Source organism: Pseudomonas sp. SBT1-2, assembly GCF_028640875.1.
GTDB classification, from domain to species: Bacteria; Pseudomonadota; Gammaproteobacteria; order Pseudomonadales; family Pseudomonadaceae; genus Aquipseudomonas; species Aquipseudomonas chlororaphis_I.
In genome coordinates this window covers 1-18,942 of record NZ_JAQZAA010000009.1, presented here as the reverse complement: position 1 = coordinate 18,942, position 18,942 = coordinate 1, and the positions used below count along the sequence as shown (strand labels likewise).

Annotated in this window: 21 protein-coding genes and 1 tRNA gene; 14 read left to right on the top strand and 8 right to left on the bottom strand. The window is 62.3% G+C overall.

Going from position 1 to position 18,942, the window contains the following annotated elements:
* The first annotated feature begins 10 nt into the window (after positions 1 to 10).
* Positions 11 to 2,155 carry a 3-hydroxyacyl-CoA dehydrogenase NAD-binding domain-containing protein gene (locus PVZ78_RS00335; protein ID WP_009047873.1) on the top strand — a complete coding sequence of 715 codons (2,145 nt, stop codon included), beginning with the start codon at positions 11 to 13 and terminating at the stop codon, positions 2,153 to 2,155.
* Between the two features lie 104 nt (positions 2,156 to 2,259).
* Positions 2,260 to 2,988, top strand: coding sequence for an amidotransferase (locus tag PVZ78_RS00330; protein ID WP_016704995.1), 729 nt, complete (start codon positions 2,260 to 2,262; stop codon positions 2,986 to 2,988).
* 80 nt (positions 2,989 to 3,068) lie between these two features.
* On the opposite strand, the gene PVZ78_RS00325 is transcribed toward PVZ78_RS00330, so the two are convergent.
* From PVZ78_RS00325 to PVZ78_RS00315, 3 genes are all read right to left on the bottom strand, one after another.
* Positions 3,069 to 4,040, bottom strand: a complete 972-nt coding sequence (locus PVZ78_RS00325; RefSeq protein WP_009047875.1) for a magnesium and cobalt transport protein CorA — start codon at positions 4,038 to 4,040, stop codon at positions 3,069 to 3,071.
* 131 nt (positions 4,041 to 4,171) lie between these two features.
* Positions 4,172 to 4,894, bottom strand: a complete 723-nt coding sequence (locus PVZ78_RS00320; RefSeq protein ID WP_273828071.1) for a 1-acylglycerol-3-phosphate O-acyltransferase — start codon at positions 4,892 to 4,894, stop codon at positions 4,172 to 4,174.
* A 214-nt stretch (positions 4,895 to 5,108) separates the two neighbouring features.
* Entirely contained in the window at positions 5,109 to 5,798 is a 690-nt protein-coding gene (locus PVZ78_RS00315) for a crotonase/enoyl-CoA hydratase family protein (RefSeq protein WP_009047877.1), read from the bottom strand.
* A gap of 318 nt (positions 5,799 to 6,116) precedes the next feature.
* Here PVZ78_RS00315 and PVZ78_RS00310 point away from each other — a divergent pair.
* The 10 genes from PVZ78_RS00310 to PVZ78_RS00265 all read left to right on the top strand — a co-directional run bounded on the left by PVZ78_RS00310 (position 6,117) and on the right by PVZ78_RS00265 (position 10,941).
* A tRNA-Ser gene (locus tag PVZ78_RS00310) sits at positions 6,117 to 6,206 on the top strand.
* A 323-nt stretch (positions 6,207 to 6,529) separates the two neighbouring features.
* The gene (locus PVZ78_RS00305) at positions 6,530 to 6,793 is read left to right on the top strand and encodes a hypothetical protein (RefSeq protein WP_273828070.1); all 264 of its coding nucleotides are present in this window, start codon (positions 6,530 to 6,532) and stop codon (positions 6,791 to 6,793) included.
* 154 nt (positions 6,794 to 6,947) lie between these two features.
* On the top strand, positions 6,948 to 7,319 hold the full coding sequence (locus PVZ78_RS00300) for a cupin domain-containing protein (RefSeq protein ID WP_009047879.1): 372 nt from the start codon (positions 6,948 to 6,950) through the stop codon (positions 7,317 to 7,319).
* Positions 7,320 to 7,543: 224 nt separating this feature from the next.
* On the top strand, positions 7,544 to 7,735 hold the full coding sequence (locus PVZ78_RS00295) for a hypothetical protein (protein ID WP_053278095.1): 192 nt from the start codon (positions 7,544 to 7,546) through the stop codon (positions 7,733 to 7,735).
* Positions 7,736 to 7,940: 205 nt separating this feature from the next.
* Complete coding sequence (locus tag PVZ78_RS00290; RefSeq protein WP_096373464.1) at positions 7,941 to 8,372, top strand: hypothetical protein; 432 nt, start codon at positions 7,941 to 7,943, stop codon at positions 8,370 to 8,372.
* Positions 8,373 to 8,784: 412 nt separating this feature from the next.
* Entirely contained in the window at positions 8,785 to 9,198 is a 414-nt protein-coding gene (locus PVZ78_RS00285; protein WP_009047882.1) for a hypothetical protein, read from the top strand.
* 113 nt (positions 9,199 to 9,311) lie between these two features.
* Complete coding sequence (locus PVZ78_RS00280) at positions 9,312 to 9,470, top strand: hypothetical protein (protein ID WP_009047883.1); 159 nt, start codon at positions 9,312 to 9,314, stop codon at positions 9,468 to 9,470.
* A gap of 42 nt (positions 9,471 to 9,512) precedes the next feature.
* Positions 9,513 to 9,701, top strand: a complete 189-nt coding sequence (locus tag PVZ78_RS00275; protein ID WP_273828069.1) for a hypothetical protein — start codon at positions 9,513 to 9,515, stop codon at positions 9,699 to 9,701.
* Complete coding sequence (locus PVZ78_RS00270) at positions 9,698 to 10,060, top strand: hypothetical protein (RefSeq protein WP_028681990.1); 363 nt, start codon at positions 9,698 to 9,700, stop codon at positions 10,058 to 10,060. Before PVZ78_RS00275 ends, PVZ78_RS00270 begins: the two co-directional genes overlap by 4 nt.
* Before the next feature lie 185 nt (positions 10,061 to 10,245).
* Entirely contained in the window at positions 10,246 to 10,941 is a 696-nt protein-coding gene (locus PVZ78_RS00265) for an HAD-IA family hydrolase (protein WP_009047886.1), read from the top strand.
* A gap of 150 nt (positions 10,942 to 11,091) precedes the next feature.
* Here PVZ78_RS00265 and PVZ78_RS00260 read toward each other — a convergent pair whose 3' ends face one another.
* On the bottom strand, positions 11,092 to 11,838 hold the full coding sequence (locus tag PVZ78_RS00260; protein ID WP_101282035.1) for a 3-oxoacyl-ACP reductase family protein: 747 nt from the start codon (positions 11,836 to 11,838) through the stop codon (positions 11,092 to 11,094).
* A 125-nt stretch (positions 11,839 to 11,963) separates the two neighbouring features.
* On the opposite strand from PVZ78_RS00260, the gene PVZ78_RS00255 reads away from it, so the two are divergent.
* Positions 11,964 to 12,887 (top strand): LysR family transcriptional regulator, encoded by a 924-nt coding sequence (locus PVZ78_RS00255; protein ID WP_028681991.1) that lies wholly within the window; start codon positions 11,964 to 11,966, stop codon positions 12,885 to 12,887.
* Between the two features lie 69 nt (positions 12,888 to 12,956).
* On the opposite strand, the gene PVZ78_RS00250 is transcribed toward PVZ78_RS00255, so the two are convergent.
* The 3 genes from PVZ78_RS00250 to PVZ78_RS00240 form a co-directional block, all read right to left on the bottom strand.
* Complete coding sequence (locus PVZ78_RS00250) at positions 12,957 to 13,685, bottom strand: aspartate/glutamate racemase family protein (protein WP_028681992.1); 729 nt, start codon at positions 13,683 to 13,685, stop codon at positions 12,957 to 12,959.
* A gap of 55 nt (positions 13,686 to 13,740) precedes the next feature.
* Positions 13,741 to 15,270 (bottom strand): NCS1 family nucleobase:cation symporter-1, encoded by a 1,530-nt coding sequence (locus PVZ78_RS00245; RefSeq protein ID WP_016704991.1) that lies wholly within the window; start codon positions 15,268 to 15,270, stop codon positions 13,741 to 13,743.
* A gap of 550 nt (positions 15,271 to 15,820) precedes the next feature.
* Positions 15,821 to 16,555 carry a phosphoadenylyl-sulfate reductase gene (locus PVZ78_RS00240; protein ID WP_016704990.1) on the bottom strand — a complete coding sequence of 245 codons (735 nt, stop codon included), beginning with the start codon at positions 16,553 to 16,555 and terminating at the stop codon, positions 15,821 to 15,823.
* A gap of 169 nt (positions 16,556 to 16,724) precedes the next feature.
* Between PVZ78_RS00240 and thrH the strand changes: the two genes are divergently transcribed.
* Positions 16,725 to 17,342, top strand: coding sequence for a bifunctional phosphoserine phosphatase/homoserine phosphotransferase ThrH (gene thrH, locus PVZ78_RS00235; RefSeq protein ID WP_009047891.1), 618 nt, complete (start codon positions 16,725 to 16,727; stop codon positions 17,340 to 17,342).
* Positions 17,343 to 17,463: 121 nt separating this feature from the next.
* On the opposite strand, the gene pabB is transcribed toward thrH, so the two are convergent.
* Complete coding sequence (pabB, locus tag PVZ78_RS00230; protein WP_016704989.1) at positions 17,464 to 18,807, bottom strand: aminodeoxychorismate synthase component I; 1,344 nt, start codon at positions 18,805 to 18,807, stop codon at positions 17,464 to 17,466.
* Positions 18,808 to 18,942: the final 135 nt, after the last annotated feature.

Genomic DNA, 18,942 nt, shown 5'->3' with positions numbered 1-18,942 from the left:
AAACACTTTCATGACCGAAGCCATCCGTTACGACAAGGGCCAGGACCAGATCGTCGTTCTGACCATCGACATGCCGGGCCAGAGCGCCAACACCATGAACGCGGTGTACCGCGAGGCCATGGCCGCCTGCGTGGCCCGCCTGCAAGCCGAGCAGGAATCGATTGCCGGGGTGATCGTCACTTCGGCGAAAAAGACCTTCTTCGCCGGCGGCGACCTCAATGAACTGATCAAGGTCGGTAAGGCCGAAGCCCAGGCCTTCTATGACATGGTGCTGACCCTCAAGGGCCAGCTGCGGGCCCTGGAGACCCTGGGCAAACCCGTGGTAGCGGCGATCAACGGCGCGGCCCTGGGCGGCGGCTGGGAGATCTGCCTGGCCTGCCATCACCGAGTGGCGCTGGACGACCCATCGCTACAGATCGGCCTGCCGGAAGTGACCCTTGGCCTGCTGCCGGGCGGTGGCGGGGTGGTGCGCATGGTGCGTTTGCTGGGGCTGGAAAAAGCCCTGCCGTATCTGCTGGAAGGCAAGAAGGTGCGGCCGCAACAGGCGCTGCAAGCCGGCCTGATCGATCAACTGGCCAGCGACCGCGACGATCTTCTGGCCAAGGCCAGGGCGTGGATTGTCGCCAACCCGGCGGCCAAGCAGCGCTGGGACGTGGCCGGCTACCAGATCCCCGGGGGCACGCCGTCGCACCCGAAAGTCGCGCAGATGCTGGCCATCGCGCCGTCGATCCTGCGCAGCAAGACCCAGGGCTGCCTGCCGGCGCCGGAGAAGATTCTCTGTGCGGCAGTGGAGGGTGCCCAGGTCGATTTCGATACCGCGCAGTTGATCGAAGCCCGCTATTTCACCGAGCTGACCACCGGCCAGGTGGCGAAAAACATGATCGGCACCTTCTGGTTCCAGCTCAACGAGATCAATGCCGGTGGCTCCCGTCCCCAAGGTTTTGCGCCCTATGTGACCAAAAAGGTCGGGGTGCTCGGTGCCGGAATGATGGGCGCCGGGATCGCTTATGTCAGCGCTGTGGCCGGTATCGAGGTGGTGCTCAAGGACATCAACCTGGCGGCGGCCGAGAAGGGCAAGGCCCATTCGGCGGCGCTGCTGGAGAAGAAGGTCGCCCGTGGCCATTTGAGCGCCGCGCAGCGTGACGCCACGCTGGCGCGAATCCGCACCACCGAGCAGGACGCCGACCTGGCCGGTTGCGACCTGATCATCGAGGCCGTGTTTGAGGATCGCGAGCTCAAGGCCAGGGTCTCGGCGGCGGCGCAGCAAGTGGTAGGGGCGCAGGCGGTAATCGCGTCCAACACCTCGACCCTGCCGATCAGCGGCCTGGCCAAGGCGGTACCGGATCAAGGCAAGTTCATCGGCCTGCATTTCTTCAGCCCGGTGGAAAAAATGCCCCTGGTGGAAATTATCAGGGGCGAGCAGACCAGCGATGAAACCCTGGCGCGCGGTTTCGACTTCGTCCAGCAGATCAAGAAGACCCCGATCGTGGTCAACGACAGCCGCGGCTTTTTCACTTCGCGGGTGTTTGGCACTTTCACCAACGAAGGCATCGCCATGCTCGGCGAGGGCGTGGCCGCGCCGATGATCGAGACCGAGGCGCGCAAGGCGGGGATGCCGATCGGTCCGCTGGCGATCTGCGACGAGGTTTCCCTGAGCCTGCTGAGCCATATCCGCCAACAGACCGCCAAGGACCTGCAGGCCGAAGGCAAGCCACTGCCGGAGCATCCGGCCTTTGCCGTGATCGACCTGCTGCTCAATGAATACAAGCGTCCAGGCAAGGCGGCGGGCGGCGGTTTCTACGACTATCCGGCCGGGGCGCAGAAGCACCTGTGGCCGCAGCTGAAAACCCGCTTCGAGAAAGCCGACGGGCAGATTTCGCCACAGGACGTGCGCGATCGCCTGTTGTTCGTGCAGGCCATCGAAACCGTGCGTTGTGTGGAGGAGGGTGTATTGCGCTCGACGGCCGATGCCAATATCGGCTCGATCTTCGGTATCGGCTTCGCGGCCTGGACCGGCGGGGCCTTGCAGTTCATCAACCAGTACGGCCTGAGGGACTTTATCGCCCGTGCCCAGTACCTGGCCGAGCAATATGGCGAGCGTTTCGCGCCGCCGGCGCTACTGTTGGAGAAGGCCGCCAAGGGCCAGTTGTTCTGAGGCTGAAGGGATTAAAGTGATGCATCGCGGGGCTTGCCTTGGTCGGGCGTTTCAAGGCAGGCTCTGGGGTGTTCATTATTCCCATCACGTGTCAGGTATTTTTTATGTCGCTACGCATCTGCATTCTGGAAACCGACATCCTGCGTCCAGAATTGGTCGATCAATATCAGGGTTACGGGCAGATGTTTCAGCGCCTGTTCTCACAGCAGCCAATCGCTGCCGAATTTACCGTCTACAACGTGATGCAGGGCCACTACCCGAGCGACGACCAAAGCTTCGACGCCTACCTGGTCACGGGGAGCAAGGCCGACTCCTTCGGTACCGACCCCTGGATTCAAACCCTCAAGACTTACCTGCTGGAGCGTTATAAGCGCGGCGATAAACTGCTGGGCATCTGTTTTGGCCATCAACTGCTGGCGTTGCTGCTGGGCGGCAAGAGCGAACGCGCGACCCAGGGCTGGGGCGTGGGTACCCACAACTACAAGCTGGCGGCCAAGGCGCCGTGGATGAGCCCTGTGGTGGAGGAGCTGACGCTGCTGATCAGCCACCAGGACCAGGTGACCGCCTTGCCGGAAAACGCCACGGTCATCGCTTCCAGCGATTTCTGCCCGTTCGCGGCCTATCACATCAATGACCAGGTGCTGTGCTTCCAGGGCCACCCGGAGTTCATCCACGACTATTCGCGGGCCTTGCTGGACCTGCGCCAGCAGCACCTGGGCGAGCAGGTCTATCAAAAGGGCATCGCCAGCCTGGACCGGGATCATCACGGCAGCACCGTTGCCGAGTGGATGATGCGTTTTGTCGCGCACAAGCCGCAGGCCGGGTCGGTTTGAATCCATAGCCGCATCGCCAGCCGGCTCGCTTCTACAAAGGCCTCAAGGCCCTTGTAGGAGCGTCCTGCCCGGCTCCGCTGTCAGAGCCACCCCGAGCGCTTGAAGCTCGCCCACAACCCGGTACAGCCCAGCACCAGGAACGCCAGGACGCCGAAGTAGCCATAGTGCAGCTTCAGCTCCGGCATGTTGTCGAAGTTCATGCCGTAGATCCCGGCCACCGCGGTCGGGAACGCCAGGATCGCCGCCCAGGCGGCGAATTTGCGTTGCACCACGCTTTGTCGCGAGGCCTCCAGCAGCACGCCGATCTCGATGGTCTGGCTGGCGATATCGCGCAGGGTCGCCAGGTCTTCCATCTGCCGGGTGACGTGGATCTGCACGTCGCGAAAGTACGGGCGCATGTTCTTGTCGATAAAGGGGAAGCTGAGCTTCTGCAGCTCTTCGCTGATCTCCACCATGGGCGCCACATAGCGGCGCAGGCGCAGCACATCGCGGCGCAGGCTGTGAAGGTGCTGGATATCTCGCTCGTTGAGCGAGCTGCACAACACGCTGTGCTCCAGCGCGTCGATCTCGGCATGGATCGCTTCGCTGACCGGCTGGTAATTCTCGGTGACGAAATCCAGCAGCGCGTAGAGCACGAAGTCTTCGCCGTGCTCGAGCAGCAACGGTCGTGCCTCGCAGCGCTGGCGGACGAACGCATAGGATTTGGAATGGCCGTTGCGGGCCGTGATGATGTAGCCGTTGCCGGCAAAGATGTGGGTCTCGATGAATTCCAGCTTGCCGTTTTCGCGCACGGGCGAGTAGGTGACGATAAACAGCGCGTCGCCGAAGGTTTCGAGTTTCGGCCGGCTGTGTTTTTCCAGGGCGTCCTCGATGGCCAGTTCGTGCAGGTTGAACTGGCGTTGCAGATTGGCCAGTTCCTGGGCGTTGGGTTCTTCGAGGCCAATCCAGACGAAGTGCCCGGGTTTGGCAGCCCAGGCTGCACCTTCGTCGAGGGTGATATCAGTGACTTTTTTACCTGCGCTGTAGACAGCGGCGGCAACAACTCTACCCATGGTTCCTGTTCGCTTCTTCTTATCGAAATGAGGAGTGAGACTCCGTGCAGCTTAGCCCCATGACTGATCAGAGTCAGCCTGCTGGGCGGAGTTCGCCGGCAATAAAAAAGCCCGCACGCGGCGGGCTGTTTTCAGGCGGTCTGTAGCTGGCGGTCCATCGATTCGATGCACTCGCGCATCTGTTCGCGGCATTGCTCGATCAGCCTTGGCATGTCGTCCAGGCTCAGCCCGGCGGTGGGAATCGCCGGCAGCGAACGGATCAGGATCCTGCCGCTGTGCCAGCGGTTGAGGCGCATGTGGCGGATGTAGCTGCTGGCGCACACCGGGACGATCGGCACGCCGGCGGCGATGGCCATCTGGAAGGCGCCTTTCTTGAACGGCAGCAGGTCTTCACCGAGGTTGCGGGTGCCTTCCGGGAACACCCAGATCGAGGTGTCCTTGTGTTGCAGGGTATGGGTGGTGGTCAGCATCGAGCGACGCGCCTTGTGCGCGTTGCCGCGGTCGATCAGCACGTTGCCCGCCAGCCAGAACAGCTGGCCGAACAGCGGCACCCACTTCAGGCTCTTTTTGCCGATGCACACGGTGCGCTGGGGCACCACGTTGCCGAACACGAAGAGGTCGTAGTTGGACTGGTGGTTGGCGATGATCACGCAGCTCTTGGGCTTGTCCATCAGCGGCCCGACTTCGGCCTTGACCTGCAGGCGCAGAATGCACATGGCAGGCAAGGCATACAGGCGCGCGCACAGGCGGCTGTTATCCGGGTTGAACGGGCGGCACAGCCCCAGCACCACGCCGAGAATCCCCGCTGCAATAAAATGCAGGCCCATCAATAACATACGAAACAGATACAGCATCTACAGGCCCACCGGGGACAAAAGGTGGCGCAGTGTACGGATGTGCACTGTTTTCGGCAATTACCTGTATAGAAGGGGAAGATGGCCGATGTTTAAGCGCATGTTTCCAACTCTTTGCTCAGTGGCGGGCTAGAGCATCGCGCCGGTCTTTCTCGCGCTGCGGGCATAAAAAAGCCCGACGCAGGGCCGGGCTGGTATGCGATGGGCTCAAGCTTCAGCCCAGGTGTTCCTGATCGAGGATGATCGCGTTGTCCAGCGCTTCCAGCAGCGCCTTGCGCACTTTCAGCTTGGTGTTCTTGTGGGCGGTCATGTTGATCTTCTTCAGTTGGCGCGCGGCGGCCAAGGCGGCGCCTTGCAGCTCCTCGGCGCTTACCACCTTGTCGAGGAAGCCGGCATCCACCGCGCCTTGCGGGTCGAACATCTCGCCATTGATCACCGAGCGGTGCAGCGCGGATTTGCTTAGACGGTCACGGGCCAGCTCGATGCCGGCGTGGTGCATGGTCATGCCGATCTGTACTTCGTTCAGGCCGATGCTGAACGGACCTTCGACGCCGATGCGGTAGTCCGCCGACAGCAGCAGGAACGCACCCTTGGCCACGGCGTGCCCAGGGCAGGCGACGATGACGGGGAAGGGGTGCGACAGCAGGCGGCGGGCCAGGGTCGAACCCGAAGTCACCAGGCTCACGGCTTCCTTGGGGCCGGCGGTCATCACCTTCAGGTCGTAGCCGCCCGACAGAATGCCGGGCTGCCCGGTGATGATCACCACCGCGCGATCGGTGATGGCCTGGTCCAGCGCGGCATTGAAGGCGGCAATCACGTCCGGGGAAATGGCATTGACCTTGCCATTGCTCAAGGTCAGGGTCGCGATACCGTCTTCGAGGTGGTAAGAAATCAACTCACTCATGACGCAATTCCTTGTATTGAAGTGGGGCAGACGTTACCCACGGTCACAGGTCAGGTAAAGCGCTGTGACTGACTGGCGAGTCAGCCCTTTCTGGCCTGACAAGCGTAGCCGGCCACCTGGGGCGCGTATCGGCTCTGCTATATAGCTGCCAGCCAGGCCAGAGATTGGCCGGTTTGCCATGACGCTGATGTCGTCGAAGTGCCGGAATCCAGAGAAATGTCTTAAGCGCATGAAAATTCTGAAAAAAACCTTTGCCATCAGAAAAGCTTTCGACTACATTAGCGCGCCTCGACAGACTGAATCGGTTTGACGAGACACGGTTGGGTGTCCGAGTGGCTTAAGGAGCACGCCTGGAAAGTGTGTATACAGGAAACTGTATCGAGGGTTCGAATCCCTCCTCAACCGCCATATTCGATCGACGCAAAACCCCTGATTTCCTCGAGAAGTCAGGGGTTTTGTGCTTTCTGGGTCCTGTTTGTCGCAGCCGTTGGCGAGCGGTTTCTTTGCTGAACGCCGTTTCCTCGCCACGGTCAAAATCATTACGAGTTCGCAACAGCCAAGGCTGCTCCAGCGAGGTATCGATCACGCTGGATACCTGAGTGGTCTTTGGCTTTGTTACCCCTGCGAAGCCTGGCGGCCCGGTCACCTTGAAGGTGAGGTTTTCCGCCGATATCAGGCGGGCATCAGCGTGCGGTTTTCTGTGCCCCGTACTGGCTGCGAGGAGACGCGCAATGGTCATTCACTTCAAGGTCGCCGGGCATCTGGCCTGCGGCCACAAGGGTTCCAATCTCATGTCCAGCACCGAGCCGGCGCGGGTCAAATGCCGCAGTTGCCGTAATACCGAGGTGTTCAAGGAAGCCCGCAAGAATCAGCGCAATGCGGCACGTCGAGCGGCGCGCAAAGCGAAGGCTGCGCACACGGGCGATTGGCGTGCAGCCTGGACCCAGCGGCTGACGGCCATGGCGGGCTTGCAGCGTCTGCCTCGGGGGGGGTGAGCAACCTTACGTTTAGCGTTTGTCCCGGGCACCCCACGCTTTCAGGTCTAGAATGGTCATGCGCATCGAGTGGGGCGATGCTGGCGGTCTGCGAGCGTGGGGCGATGTTGCCGGCGCCGGCAGGCTTTGCAGCTACTCAATCGAGGACACGATCATGTCCACGCACGAACAGGTCACCGAGCACAAATCCTTCTCCGAACCGGACGAGACCCGCGAGTTTTCCAATGGCAAGGCAGAGATTCTGAAGATCGGTCAATGCGAAGTGGGGCGCTTCACGTTCAAGCCGGGCTGGCGCTGGTCGAACGATATCCGGCCGCTGGCGCAGACACCGAGTTGCCAGGCGCCGCACTTTCAGTATCACGTGGCCGGCAAGCTGGCGATCCTGATGGATGACGGCACTGAAATCATCGCTGGACCGGGCGATATCACCTCCCTGCCTAAAGGTCATGACGCCTGGGTGGTGGGGGATGAAACCGTGGTGGTGGTCGACTGGTTCGGGGCCAGCAACTACGCTCGTAAGGTCTAGGCGAAACGCAGTCGCAAAGGAGCTGATGCACACCATCGGCTCCTTTTTCAACGACGATCCACACCCTTGCACGAAGAATCCCGGCTTGGGCCATTCGTCGGTCTTTTCTCCTGTGAACTGCAAGTCCTTAAATGACCGTCTAGTCTGAAACGCCGTGACGGTCGATATTTTCTAGGCAATCAGGTGTTTGCCGGTATCGTCCGGTTGTTGGAGGGAGCAGGGAGATGAGCGATCCTTTTATCGAGGACAACGGGGATGAATTCCCAATCAACAACCTGGTGCGCTGCGGTCAGGCAGCGTTTGACAGTGAGCCTCCGGCCAAGGCGTCGGTGGCAGGCAAGACCAGATCCAGTGCGTTACCCAAGGTGACTCAGACAAAGTTTTTCCCAAAAGTGGCGCCCACGACGAGGCGCTGACTTGCAGCATGAAACCCCGCCTTGCAGCGGGGTTTTTCGGCCTGAAAGGCTCTAAATTGATTGTTTCAGAACTATCCAGAACGCTTTGAGATAGGTCCCATATTCCTGGTTTTCCCACGACGCTAAGGTCCGCTCCCTCACATTTCGTGTGGGGCCGACATTCTGTCGGATACTGTTTTTGATCAGGTATAAGGAAATAGAACCAGTGAAGAAGGCTTTCAAATTCATTGCCCTGTCGACCATCATCGCTGTCAGCGGTTGCACCAGCTACAACATCAGCCAACCCGCCGCCCCGATCGATAGCCAGGTCAAGGCTGATCTCAAGGCAGACGTTGCGGTAGGCGAGGCCATCTCGGGGCAATCCTCGGTGAACATTCTGTTCGGTGTGCTCAAGTTCGGTGGTGACAACCAGTTCGCCGATGGCGTGACCTACGGTGGTGATACCGGTGGCGGCCTGGGCATGCTGGACCCGGTCAGTGCAGTGAAATCGGCAGCAGCCTACAAGGCCGTCAAGGCGTCCGGTGCCGACCTGATCGTTGCGCCACGTTATGAAGTCAGTGAAGAAAACTACTTCGTCTTCAAGAAGGTATCGGTCACTGTCAAAGGCAACAAAGGCAGCATCCGTAGCATCAAGTAAGCCTGTCGCTGGAACTCCTGAACAAGGCAATTTGCCTGACACCCTGCGTAGAACCCCGTGCCATTGGCAGCCCCCATGCTCCGGGGCGTTCTTCAGTGGCACTGGTTCTTCGTGCATGAGTTTGCTTCAGCTGGGAGAGGGGCTGGAAACATGCCCTGATCCCCTTTATTTGTGAGAGGCGTTGTTTTCACAATTTCTTCACAAGTGAGTGCGTAGGCTCAACTCATCCGTTAAAGCAAATCCTATTAGCCCGTCTCCCCAGCGGGCTTTTTTTTGCCTGGGTGAAAACTCTTTGCGCAAAAACGGTCCAACACTTTGACTAAAAGGATTACAGCGTTGCGCTGTCGCCGCTCAGCTTTAGTCAGACACCGCTATAGAATGACTCTCCAGCATCTTTTTCGAGGTTTACATCATGCGTTTAACACTGCCTGCTCTGGTTTTGGGGCTTCTGGCTGCTCAAGGTGCGATGGCCGCCGGTGATGGCACTGCTGCGGTCGGCGGCGGTTTGGGTGGCGCGCTGGGCAACGTGGTTGGACAACAGATTGGCGGCAGCACCGGTGCCGCGGTGGGGGCGGGTATTGGCGGCGCTGCCGGCAGTGCGGTCGGTGCCCGTAAAGGCAGCCGTACCGAGGCGGCCATCGGTGGCGGTCTGGGTTCGGCCGGCGGTTCGGTGATCGGCAACAAGCTGGGCGGCAAAACGGGCTCGACCATCGGTGCAGGCCTGGGTGGCGCGGCCGGTGGTGCCTTGGGCAGCAGCATGGGTGACGATGACCATCACTCCGGCGGCAGGAAGCACAAGAATAAACACAAGCACAAGCACGACTGATTCTGCTGCAGTGTGCAAAAAGCCCGGCCCTGTGCCGGGCTTTTTTATGGGAACGAATATCGCTCCAGCCCCTCGAATTCAATGATGGACACACTGTGTCGACGAGGTTTGCCATGACTCCGGAAACGGCTGACAAGAAAGAAGACGATGCCTCGGGCGTGCCCCTGGTCAACGATCCGGGCAATGAAGACCCGGGCTCGCTGATGGATGACGCCCTGGTGCCACTGAGCGATGACGATGAGGCAGGCGAGTCGGAGGAAGAACGCCCGTGAAGTCTGCTTCCTGCACGCCGGCATGACCGGTGTGAGGTACATATGAAGCATGATCCGAAACATCTCGACCGGGATGAAACGCCCGAATATCCGCTGCTGTCCCCCACGGATGCGCTGACTCCCGAGCAGATCCTCCCGGACGCCAACGCCGAGCAGGAGTTGTCTCGACCCAAGCCGCAGCGCAAGGCGGCCAGGGGCAAGCGTCGCACCGCCCCGGGAGGCTCGTCGTGAGCCGGGCAAAACTGCTGAGCCTGGTGCTGGTCGCCCTGGTGTCGATTTTCTTCTTCTCCAGCCTGGCAGAATCCGCTGACGGACGGGCTCCAACCCATCCTTCCGGGCGCTCTTTCGAGGGCGGTTCCGGCAGCGATCTGATGCTGCGACCTGGGGCCCTGGGCGGGAATGGTGTAGGTGTCACGAACAGCCGTTCCCGAGCCGACAATGCGCGCGGCTCTTCCGGCCAGGGCGGCGGCATGGGCTCCACCGGCGTCAATGGTTCCATCATGGGCGGCGGCGGTGCCGGCGGTGGAACCGGCAGCGCGGGTGGCGGCACCGGCGGTCCCGGAGGCGGCAGCGGACGCGCGGGGCGCTAGCTTGCTTTATTCATTCGCCGAGACCATCGAGCCCGGCCTGTCTGGGCTTTTGTCTGCCTGCGCGCTGGCCTGAGGTTGCTCCCTGTCATTCGGCGCGGCTATGCTGCTGAACCCTTTAATCGGGCAAAAAACTGGCCGTACCTGAGCCGCTCCCCGGGATGTTTTTTGTTAACGGATCAGATGCGATGAATGCACAGTTGAATGATGTGGGCCCGATCAAGGCCGTGATTTTCGATATGGACGGTTTGCTGCTGGACACCGAAGGCATCTACACCGAGGTGACCCAGCTGATCGCCGATCGTTACGGTCGCACCTTCGATTGGACGGTCAAGCAGAACATCATCGGCCGTGGCGCCGCGGACCTGGCCCGCTATGTGGTCGAAGCACTGGACCTGCCGATCACGCCGGAGGAGTTCCTGGTGATTCGCGAGCCGCTGATGCGCGAGCGTTTCCCCCGCGCGCTGGCGATGCCGGGGGCGCAGGAGCTGGTGCAGCACCTCAAGGCCAATAACGTGCCGATCGCTGTGGGCACCAGTTCTTCGCGCCAGTCTTTCGCCCAGAAAACCACCTTGCACGGCGACTGGTTCGCGCTGTTCGACACCATAGTCACCGCCGACGACCCGGAAGTGGGCGCGGCCAAGCCGGCGCCGGATATCTTCCTGACCGCCGCGCGGCGCCTGGGCGTTGCTCCCGAGGATTGCCTGGTGTTCGAGGATTCGCCCTTCGGTGTCACCGCGGCGAAAGCGGCGGGGATGACCGCGATCGCCATTCCCGACCCGGCGATGGCGGACGCCAAGTACGCCCATGCCGATGCCATTCTGCGTTCGTTGAAGGGGTTCCAGCCGGCGGCCTGTGGCTTGCCGCTGCTGCAATGGAGCTGAACCTGTAGCCGCTGCCGCAGGCTGCGATCGACTCCGCAGGAGGCGCCGTTCTTGAAGCCCTATCGGGCTTATCGCAGCCTGCGACAGCCCCTACAAAAAACGCCGGGCCACCTGATGAAGGTGCCCCGGCGTTTTTCATGGGCGCAGGAATCAGGCGCTGAAGCCACCATCGATGCTCAGGCTGGCCCCGGTGATGTAACCCGCTTCCGGTCCGGCCAGGTAAGCCACGAAGCTGGCGATTTCCTCCGCGTGGCCGTAGCGCCCGATGGCCATCAGCGGGATCAGGCTTTCGGCGAAGTCGCCGTGGGCCGGGTTCATGTCGGTATCGACCGGGCCGGGCTGCACGTTGTTGATGGTGATGCCCCGTGGGCCGAGGTCGCGGGACAGGCCTTTGGTCAGGCCGACCAGGGCCGACTTGCTCATGGCGTAGGTGCCGCCGCCGGCAAAAGGCATGCGTTCGGCATTGGTGCTGCCGATGTTGATGATGCGCGAGCCTTCGCCCATGTGCCGGGCTGCTTCCTGGGTGGCGACGAACACGCTGCGAATGTTGATGGCCAGGGTCCGGTCGAAGTCTTCCAGCTTGAAGTCTTCCAGCGGGCCGACGGCCAGGACGCCGGCGTTGTTGACCAGGATGTTCAGGCGGCCAAAGGTTTCGACCGTGCTGTCGACCGCCTGGCGGATGGCCGCGGCATCGGCGCTGTCGGCGAGGATCGCCAGGGCCTTGCCGCCGGCCTGGGTGATGCTGTCCTGCAAGGCCTGGGCCTTGGCAGTGGAGCTGACGTAGGTGAAGGCGACAGCGGCGCCTTCGGCTGCCAGGCGTTGCACGATGGCGGCGCCGATGCCGCGGGAACCGCCTTGAACCAAGGCTACTTTGCCGCTGAGGGATTGGGTGGTCATGTCGTTCTCCAAAAGTCCAAGGCGGGCTGCCTTGTGGTTGGAGTCGAGTATCGACCTCGGATTAGGTGCTGTGTAGATAGGAATCGCTCTAGTCTGTATAAACCAGAAGTTTAGAGTGAGGCGCCATGGAAACCTTCAGCAGCATCGAATGCTTCGTGCGCAGCGCCGAAGTCGGCAGCTTTGCCGAAGCCGCGCGGCGCTTGAGCCTGACCCCCGCCGCGGTGGGTAAAAGCGTGGCCAAGCTCGAGGCCCGGCTCGGGGTCAGGCTGTTTCAGCGCAGCACCCGCCGCCTGACCCTGACCGAGGCCGGCAAGCTGTTTCTCGATGAGGTCAGCGCCAGCCTGTACACCATCCAGAACGCCGTGGCCAACCTGGCCAGCGCCGAAGGGCGCCCGGCGGGGACCCTGAAAGTCAGCATGGGCACGGTGTTCGGGCGGCTGTACATCGTGCCCATGCTCGGCGAATTCCTGCGGCGTTTTCCGGAGATCAGCCCGGACTGGCATTTCGATAATCGCCAGGTGGACCTGATCGGCCAGGGCTTCGACGCGGCGATCGGCGGCGGCTTCGAACTGCCGCAAGGGGTGGTGGCGCGACGGCTGAGCCCGGCTCACCGCATCCTGGTGGCCTCGCCGGAGTACCTGGCGCGCTGCGCGGCGGTCGAGCAGCCCGAGGATTTGCAGCATTGCGAAGGCATCCTGATCCGCTCGCCACAGACCGGGCGGATACGTTCCTGGGCCCTGACCAGTCGCACCCGGCAGCAAAGCCCGCTGAACCTGAAGGCGCGGATGACCATGAGCGATTCGGAAGCGGCCTGCGCCAGCGCCGCCCAGGGCCTGGGGGTGGCGCTGGTGAGCATGCCGTTCGCCGTCGGTTATCTGAATGCCGGTACCCTGCAGCGGGTATTGCCGGACTGGTACGTCGACGACGGCAACATCTCTATCTACTACGCCGAGCACAAACTCTTGCCGGGCAAGACCCGGGCCTTCGTCGACTTCGTGATCGAACAGTTCGCCGTGCTGGGCCTGGAGCAACGCTTCAGCGCGGTCTGAAGGTGCGCGCAAACCCGCTTCCTGTAGGAGCGAGCTTGCTCGCGATAGGTCCTCGACGAAAGCGCCGATTCAGCGCCCGAAACGCCCTGGCCAGCCGATGATGGCCTTCGGCCGCGGCGTAGCGTAGGTGCGCACCTTGGAGGTGGACAGCCCCAGGCGCACCAGGGATTCGGCGATGGTCACCGCCGCGGTCACGCCGTCCACCACCGGCACGCCGGTGCGCTGGCGGATCTGCTCGTCCAGGCCGGCCATGCCGCCGCAGCCCAGGCAGATCACCTCGGCCTTGTCTTCGCTGACCGCCAGCTCGGCCTGGCGCACGATGGCTTCCACGGCGCGCGCCGGGTCCTGTTCCAGCTCCAGCACCGCCAGCCCGCTGGCTCGTACCGAGGCGCAACGGTCGTACAGGCCGGAGAGTTTCAGGCGATCCTCGATCAGCGGTACGGTGCGATCCAGGGTGGTCACCACCGAGTAGGCATGGCCGAGGAACATCGCGGTGCTGGCGCCGGCGTCGGTGATGTCCACCACCGGCACATTGAGCAGTTCCTGCAGGCCTTCGCGGCCATGCTCGCCATAACCGGCCTGGATCACCGCGTCGTAGGGCTGGTCGTAGGACAGCACGCGGTCCATGACGGCGATGGCGGCCAGGTAGCTTTCGAAGTTGCCTTCGATGGAGTCGGCGCCGAAGTGTGGGGTCAGGCCGATGATTTCAGTGCCGGGCGCGGCCACGGCCTGGGCCTGGCGGGCGATGGCCTGGGTGATGGAGTCGGTGGTGTTGACGTTGACCACGAGAATTCGCATGGGCTGTCCTTATCGATGAGGCATTCGGGGCCCGCCGCACGCGGGCCGTTCAAGGTTAGTGGCAGACGTTGTCGACTGCGATGGATTCGCCGCTGACATCCGCATAGTGTGGCTGGCGTTTGGCGATGATCAGGTACAGCAGGCCGGCAATGCCGGCGCCGATCAGCCAGGAGAAGGGCGAGACGCTGGCAAACCCCGGCACCAGGGCCAGGACAATGGCGATCAGCGCCGACGGAATGAACGCCGCCACCGCCCGCAGGTTGACCCCGCGGCTGTAGAAATACGCGCCTTGCGGGTTCTCGCTGTACAGCTCGGGCACGTTGATCCGGCCTTTGCGCAGCAACCAGTAGTCGACCATGATCACCCCGTACAGCGGCCCCAGCAGGGCGCCGAGCCCGGACAGGAAGTACACGATCACCAGCGGGCTGTTGTAGAGATTCCACGGCAGGATCAGCACCGCGAGGGTCGCGCTGATCAGCCCGGCGCGGCGAAAGGTCAGGTATTTCGGCGCCAGGTTGCTGAGCACGAAGGCCGGGGCGACGAAGTTCGCCATGATGTTCACCGCCACGGTGACGATCAGGAACGCCAGGCAACCGAGCACCAGAAAGAAGGTGTTGGGGATCGAGGCGATGATTTCGGTCGGGCTTTCGATGATCCTGCCGTTGATCTGGAACTGCGCGCCGCAGAGCAAGACGGTGATGGCCGCGAACACCAGGATGTTCACCGGCAGCCCCCAGAAGTTGCCGACCTTGATAGTCCGACGGCAGGGCGAGGAGCGGGCGAAGTCGCAGAAGTTGAGGATCAGCGTGCCGTAGATCGCCAGCCACAGCGCGCCGCCAGCGAAGATCTGGCGCCACATCTCGCCACCGCTCAAGGGCTCGCGGATCGACCAGGCGATGCTGGCGTCGGCCTGGGTGAACATCCAGGCGGCGAGGGCGGCAACGGTCACCAGGATCACCGGGCCGGCGAAGGCTTCGTAACGCCGGACCATTTCCATGCCATAGGCGAGGATTGCCAGCTGGACCAGCCAGATCGCCACGAAACACACCCAGCCCAGGCTCGACAGGCCGAGGATCGAGTTGTGGTCGTAGTCGGCGAAGCCGGGGTGGATGGCCGTGAGCAAGACCCGGAACACCACCGAGGCCAGGTACGTCTGGATGCCGAACCAGGCGATGGCGATCACCGCGCGGATCAGCGCCGGAATCTGCGCGCCATGGATGCCGAAGCTGATACGGCTGATCACCGGGAAGGGCACGCCGGTCTTCTGGCCCATATAGCCGGACAGATTCATGAAGAAGTACACCAGCGCCGCGCCGATCCCCAGGGACAGGAGGATCTGCCAGCCGCCCAGGCCCAGGGCGTACAGGCCGATGGCGAAGGAGTAATTGGCGATGTTGTGCACGTCGTTGGTCCACAGGGCAAAGATGCTGTATCCACCCCAGCGCCGGCCTTCGACCTTGGTCGGCGCCAGGTCGCGGTTGTGCAGGCGTGGGCTGAGGTCGACCGTGGCGGCGGTGCCGGGGCCGAGGTGGGTGTGGGAGGAGGGCAAATCCAGTGCGATGTTGTTGGCAAGGCTTGTACGCATTCCGGCAGGCTCCTGATTGCGGACCTGCGCTGACTGTGCTTGAGCGCAAGGCTCGGCAGCCTTCGGCTGGGGTCCGGGAATCACTGGGTTCTGGGCATCTGCAGGCGGATTCGGGAACCCGGCTTGCGGATATAAAGTGTATGTATTTTTTATTTAAGTTGTATACAGGATGCGAAGCGACTTAAGCCACTTCCGTGCCAGAACCCAATCTAAGCAAGCGACTGATAATTTCGGTTTGTTCTTAATAATTTCTAAGTAACTGAAACTACGAAATTATAAATTGACCGTTCGAACAGGTATTTATTTTCGAGGGGATGGGGTGTGAGCGCGGTGGAGGATGGTCCAGGGAAAAGGGTGTAACCTTCTGGGGCGTCGAGGCATAAAGTGCACACAAAAATGGCACCTGTAGTGACACTTATGTGTACAAGATTTTTATCGGGAGGAGGGGCTTCTGTAGGAGCGTAGCTTGCTCGCGAGACGGCGTACCTGGCACACCGCTTCGCGAGCAAGCTTCACTCCGACAGACCAGAGGAAAGAGGAATCGGGGGCTTTAGCCCTTGCTGATGATATTGCCGGCGTGCAGGCCGCATTCCTTCTGCGTGGCTTCTTCCCACCACCAGCGGCCTTCGCGCTCGTGCTGGTTCGGCAGCACTGGGCGGGTGCAAGGCTCGCAGCCGATGCTGATGAAGCCACGCTCGTGCAGGCTGTTGTACGGCAGTTCGAGCATGCGGATGTAACCCCAGATCTCTTCGCTGGTCATCTGCGCCAGCGGGTTGAACTTGTACAGGGTGCGTTCCGGGGTGGAGAAGGCGCTGTCGATCTCCAGCACCGCCACCTGGCTGCGGGTGCCCGGGCTCTGGTCGCGACGCTGGCCGGTGGCCCAGGCGCTGACGGTGGACAGCTTGCGGCGCAGCGGTTCGATCTTGCGGATGCCGCAGCACTCGCCGTGGCCGTCCTTGTAGAAGCTGAACAGGCCTTTCTCCTTGACGAAAGGATCGAGCTTGGCGTGGTCCGGCGAAACCACCTCGATGTCGATCTTGTAGTGCTCGCGTACCTGCTCGATGAAACGATAGGTTTCCGGGTGCAGGCGACCGGTGTCGAGGCTGAAGACCTTGACGTTCTTGTTCAGCTTCCAGGCCATGTCCACCAGCACCACATCCTCGGCACCACTGAAAGAGATCCACAGGTCATCGCCAAACTCGGCAAAGGCCAGCTTGAGAATGTCCTGGGCGGATTTTTGGGCATAGGTCGCGGCGAGTTCAGCGACATTGAACGATGGGCTCATCAGGGCGGTTTCCTACAGGTCGGTGGCGCTGAGCGCTCTAGATACTGGCGATGGTAACAAAATCCGCCCCCGGCTGGCGCGCTCCTTGCGTTGCGTGGGCTGGGGCGAATCGCTAGAGTTCGGCAGTCCTTTTGCTCGCTCGAATAACCAATACAAATGGGAGTGTCTCGTGGAAATTGCCTGTCTCGACCTGGAAGGTGTACTGGTCCCGGAAATCTGGATCGCCTTTGCCGAAAAAACCGGGATTGAATCCCTCAAGGCGACCACTCGGGATATCCCCGATTACGATGTGTTGATGAAACAGCGCCTGCGGATTCTCGACGAGCACGGCCTGAAGCTCTCGGACATTCAGGAAGTGATCGCCACCCTCAAGCCGCTGGACGGCGCCATCGAGTTCGTCGACTGGCTGCGCGAGCGTTTCCAGGTGGTGATTCTGTCCGACACCTTCTATGAGTTTTCCCAGCCGCTGATGCGCCAGCTGGGCTTCCCCACGCTGCTGTGCCATCGCCTGGTCACCGACGACAGCGGCCGGGTGACCGGTTACCAGCTGCGCCAGAAAGACCCCAAGCGCCAGTCAGTGCTGGCCTTCAAGAGCCTGTACTACCGGGTGATCGCGGCGGGGGATTCGTACAACGACACCAGTATGCTCGGCGAGGCCGATGCCGGGATTCTGTTCCATGCCCCGGACAACGTGATTCGCGAGTTCCCGCAGTTCCCGGCGGTGCACAGCTTTGCCGAGCTGAAGCAGGAGTTCCTCAAGGCATCGAACCGCGAGTTGAGCCTGTAGGTTCGCGGCGCAGCTATCGCGGGCAAGCCTCGCTCCTACAGGCCGCGTCGTGCCGCATTGCCGTGAACGACATTGACCCGTAGGAGCGAGCGCGCGGCGATCCGACTTGCCCATGATGCCTTTAAAGGCTCTGCAAGGTCTCCAGCAGCACCTTCACCTTGGTGATGGACTCCTGATACTCGGCCTGCCAGTCCGAGTCCGCGACAATCCCGCCACCGCCCCAGCAGCAGACCTGCCCGTCCTTGACCAGCAGGCTGCGGATGGCGATCGAGCTGTCCATCTCGCCACGCACATCCAGGTACAGCAACGAACCGCAATACAGCCCGCGCCGGGTCGGCTCCAGCTCGTCGATGATCTGCATGGCGCGGATCTTCGGCGCGCCGGTGATCGAGCCGCCAGGGAAGCTGCCGGCGATCAGGTCCAGTGCGTCCTTGTCGTCCGCCAGTTCGCCGGTGACGCTACTCACCAGGTGATGCACATTCGGGTAGCTTTCCAGGCTGAACAGCTCCGGCACCCGCACCGAGCCGATGCGGCAGGTGCGGCCCAGGTCGTTGCGCAGCAGGTCGACGATCATCAGGTTTTCCGCGCGGTCCTTGGGGCTGGCCAGCAGCTCGGCGGCGTTCGCCGCGTCTTCGGCGGCATCCTGGCTGCGTGGGCGGGTGCCCTTGATCGGCCGGGTTTCCACCTGGCGCTCACTGATCCGCACGAAACGCTCCGGCGACAGGCTCAGCACCGCGCCACCTTCCGGCAGGCTCTGGAACCCGGAAAAAGGCGTGGGGCAGGCCGCGCGCAGCGCGCAGTAGGCAGCCCACGGATCGCCGACGCAGGGCGCGCGAAAGCGTTGGGCGAAGTTGACCTGATAGCAGTCGCCGGCCTGGATGTACGCCTGGATACGCTCGAACGCCTGTTGATACTGCGCGGCGCTGAGGTCGGGGCGCATCGGCCCGCTGAGCTTGAAGCTGCCGTCGGTGCTGGCCGGCACCTGGCTGAACAGGGCGATCAGGCGCTGGCGTTCGGCGGCGTCGACGGCCGGGTGGAACACCAGTTGGCTGGTGCACTGCTGATGGTCGCTGATCAGCGCCCAGTCATAGAGGCCGAAGCGCGCATCGGGCAGTTGCAGGTCATCCAGGGCCTGGCTGGGCAGGCGTTCCAGGTGGCGTCCGAAGTCGTAGCTCAGGTAGCCGATCAGCCCGCCGGCGAAAGGCAGCTGGTAAGGCGCGGGGATCGCCGCCTGGCCCAGCTGGTCCAGGTTGAGCCGCAGGCGTTGCAGGAAATCTTCGCCGCTTTCGTCCTTGAGGACGGCCAGCTGGGCCCGTGGCCAGGCGCTGAGCAGGTCATAGCGGCCGCGCTCGGCACTGGGCCGGCCGCTGTCGAGCAGGACGGCGCCAGGGGCATGACGGATCGCCGCGAAATACTCGGCGGGGTTGGGGCGATAGGGCAGCGGGTGTACGGAGCAGGTCGACATGCGGGGCGGATCAGCCATCGGAGGAGCGCGGCTGGCGATTGTAGTCCCCTCAAGGATTTGCTCCTAGTGGGGATGTCGGGGATTGCCCGGTTTACGACGCATCGCACTGTAGCCGCTGCCGCAGGCTGCGATAAG

What these genes read in the sequence shown, in the direction of transcription:
- pabB (WP_016704989.1), bottom strand. Translation starts at nt 18,807, where the DNA reads ATGTCGACCTGCTCCGTACACCCGCTGCCCTATCGCCCCAACCCCGCC.
- PVZ78_RS00300 (WP_009047879.1), top strand. Translation starts at nt 6,948, where the DNA reads ATGTCCACGCACGAACAGGTCACCGAGCACAAATCCTTCTCCGAACCG.
- PVZ78_RS00305 (WP_273828070.1), top strand. Translation starts at nt 6,530, where the DNA reads ATGGTCATTCACTTCAAGGTCGCCGGGCATCTGGCCTGCGGCCACAAG.
- PVZ78_RS00240 (WP_016704990.1), bottom strand. Translation starts at nt 16,555, where the DNA reads ATGAGCCCATCGTTCAATGTCGCTGAACTCGCCGCGACCTATGCCCAA.
- PVZ78_RS00265 (WP_009047886.1), top strand. Translation starts at nt 10,246, where the DNA reads ATGAATGCACAGTTGAATGATGTGGGCCCGATCAAGGCCGTGATTTTC.
- PVZ78_RS00280 (WP_009047883.1), top strand. Translation starts at nt 9,312, where the DNA reads ATGACTCCGGAAACGGCTGACAAGAAAGAAGACGATGCCTCGGGCGTG.
- PVZ78_RS00255 (WP_028681991.1), top strand. Translation starts at nt 11,964, where the DNA reads ATGGAAACCTTCAGCAGCATCGAATGCTTCGTGCGCAGCGCCGAAGTC.
- PVZ78_RS00330 (WP_016704995.1), top strand. Translation starts at nt 2,260, where the DNA reads ATGTCGCTACGCATCTGCATTCTGGAAACCGACATCCTGCGTCCAGAA.
- PVZ78_RS00320 (WP_273828071.1), bottom strand. Translation starts at nt 4,894, where the DNA reads ATGCTGTATCTGTTTCGTATGTTATTGATGGGCCTGCATTTTATTGCA.
- PVZ78_RS00245 (WP_016704991.1), bottom strand. Translation starts at nt 15,270, where the DNA reads ATGCGTACAAGCCTTGCCAACAACATCGCACTGGATTTGCCCTCCTCC.
- PVZ78_RS00250 (WP_028681992.1), bottom strand. Translation starts at nt 13,685, where the DNA reads ATGCGAATTCTCGTGGTCAACGTCAACACCACCGACTCCATCACCCAG.
- PVZ78_RS00315 (WP_009047877.1), bottom strand. Translation starts at nt 5,798, where the DNA reads ATGAGTGAGTTGATTTCTTACCACCTCGAAGACGGTATCGCGACCCTG.
- PVZ78_RS00295 (WP_053278095.1), top strand. Translation starts at nt 7,544, where the DNA reads ATGAGCGATCCTTTTATCGAGGACAACGGGGATGAATTCCCAATCAAC.
- PVZ78_RS00335 (WP_009047873.1), top strand. Translation starts at nt 11, where the DNA reads ATGACCGAAGCCATCCGTTACGACAAGGGCCAGGACCAGATCGTCGTT.
- PVZ78_RS00325 (WP_009047875.1), bottom strand. Translation starts at nt 4,040, where the DNA reads ATGGGTAGAGTTGTTGCCGCCGCTGTCTACAGCGCAGGTAAAAAAGTC.
- PVZ78_RS00275 (WP_273828069.1), top strand. Translation starts at nt 9,513, where the DNA reads ATGAAGCATGATCCGAAACATCTCGACCGGGATGAAACGCCCGAATAT.
- PVZ78_RS00260 (WP_101282035.1), bottom strand. Translation starts at nt 11,838, where the DNA reads ATGACCACCCAATCCCTCAGCGGCAAAGTAGCCTTGGTTCAAGGCGGT.
- PVZ78_RS00285 (WP_009047882.1), top strand. Translation starts at nt 8,785, where the DNA reads ATGCGTTTAACACTGCCTGCTCTGGTTTTGGGGCTTCTGGCTGCTCAA.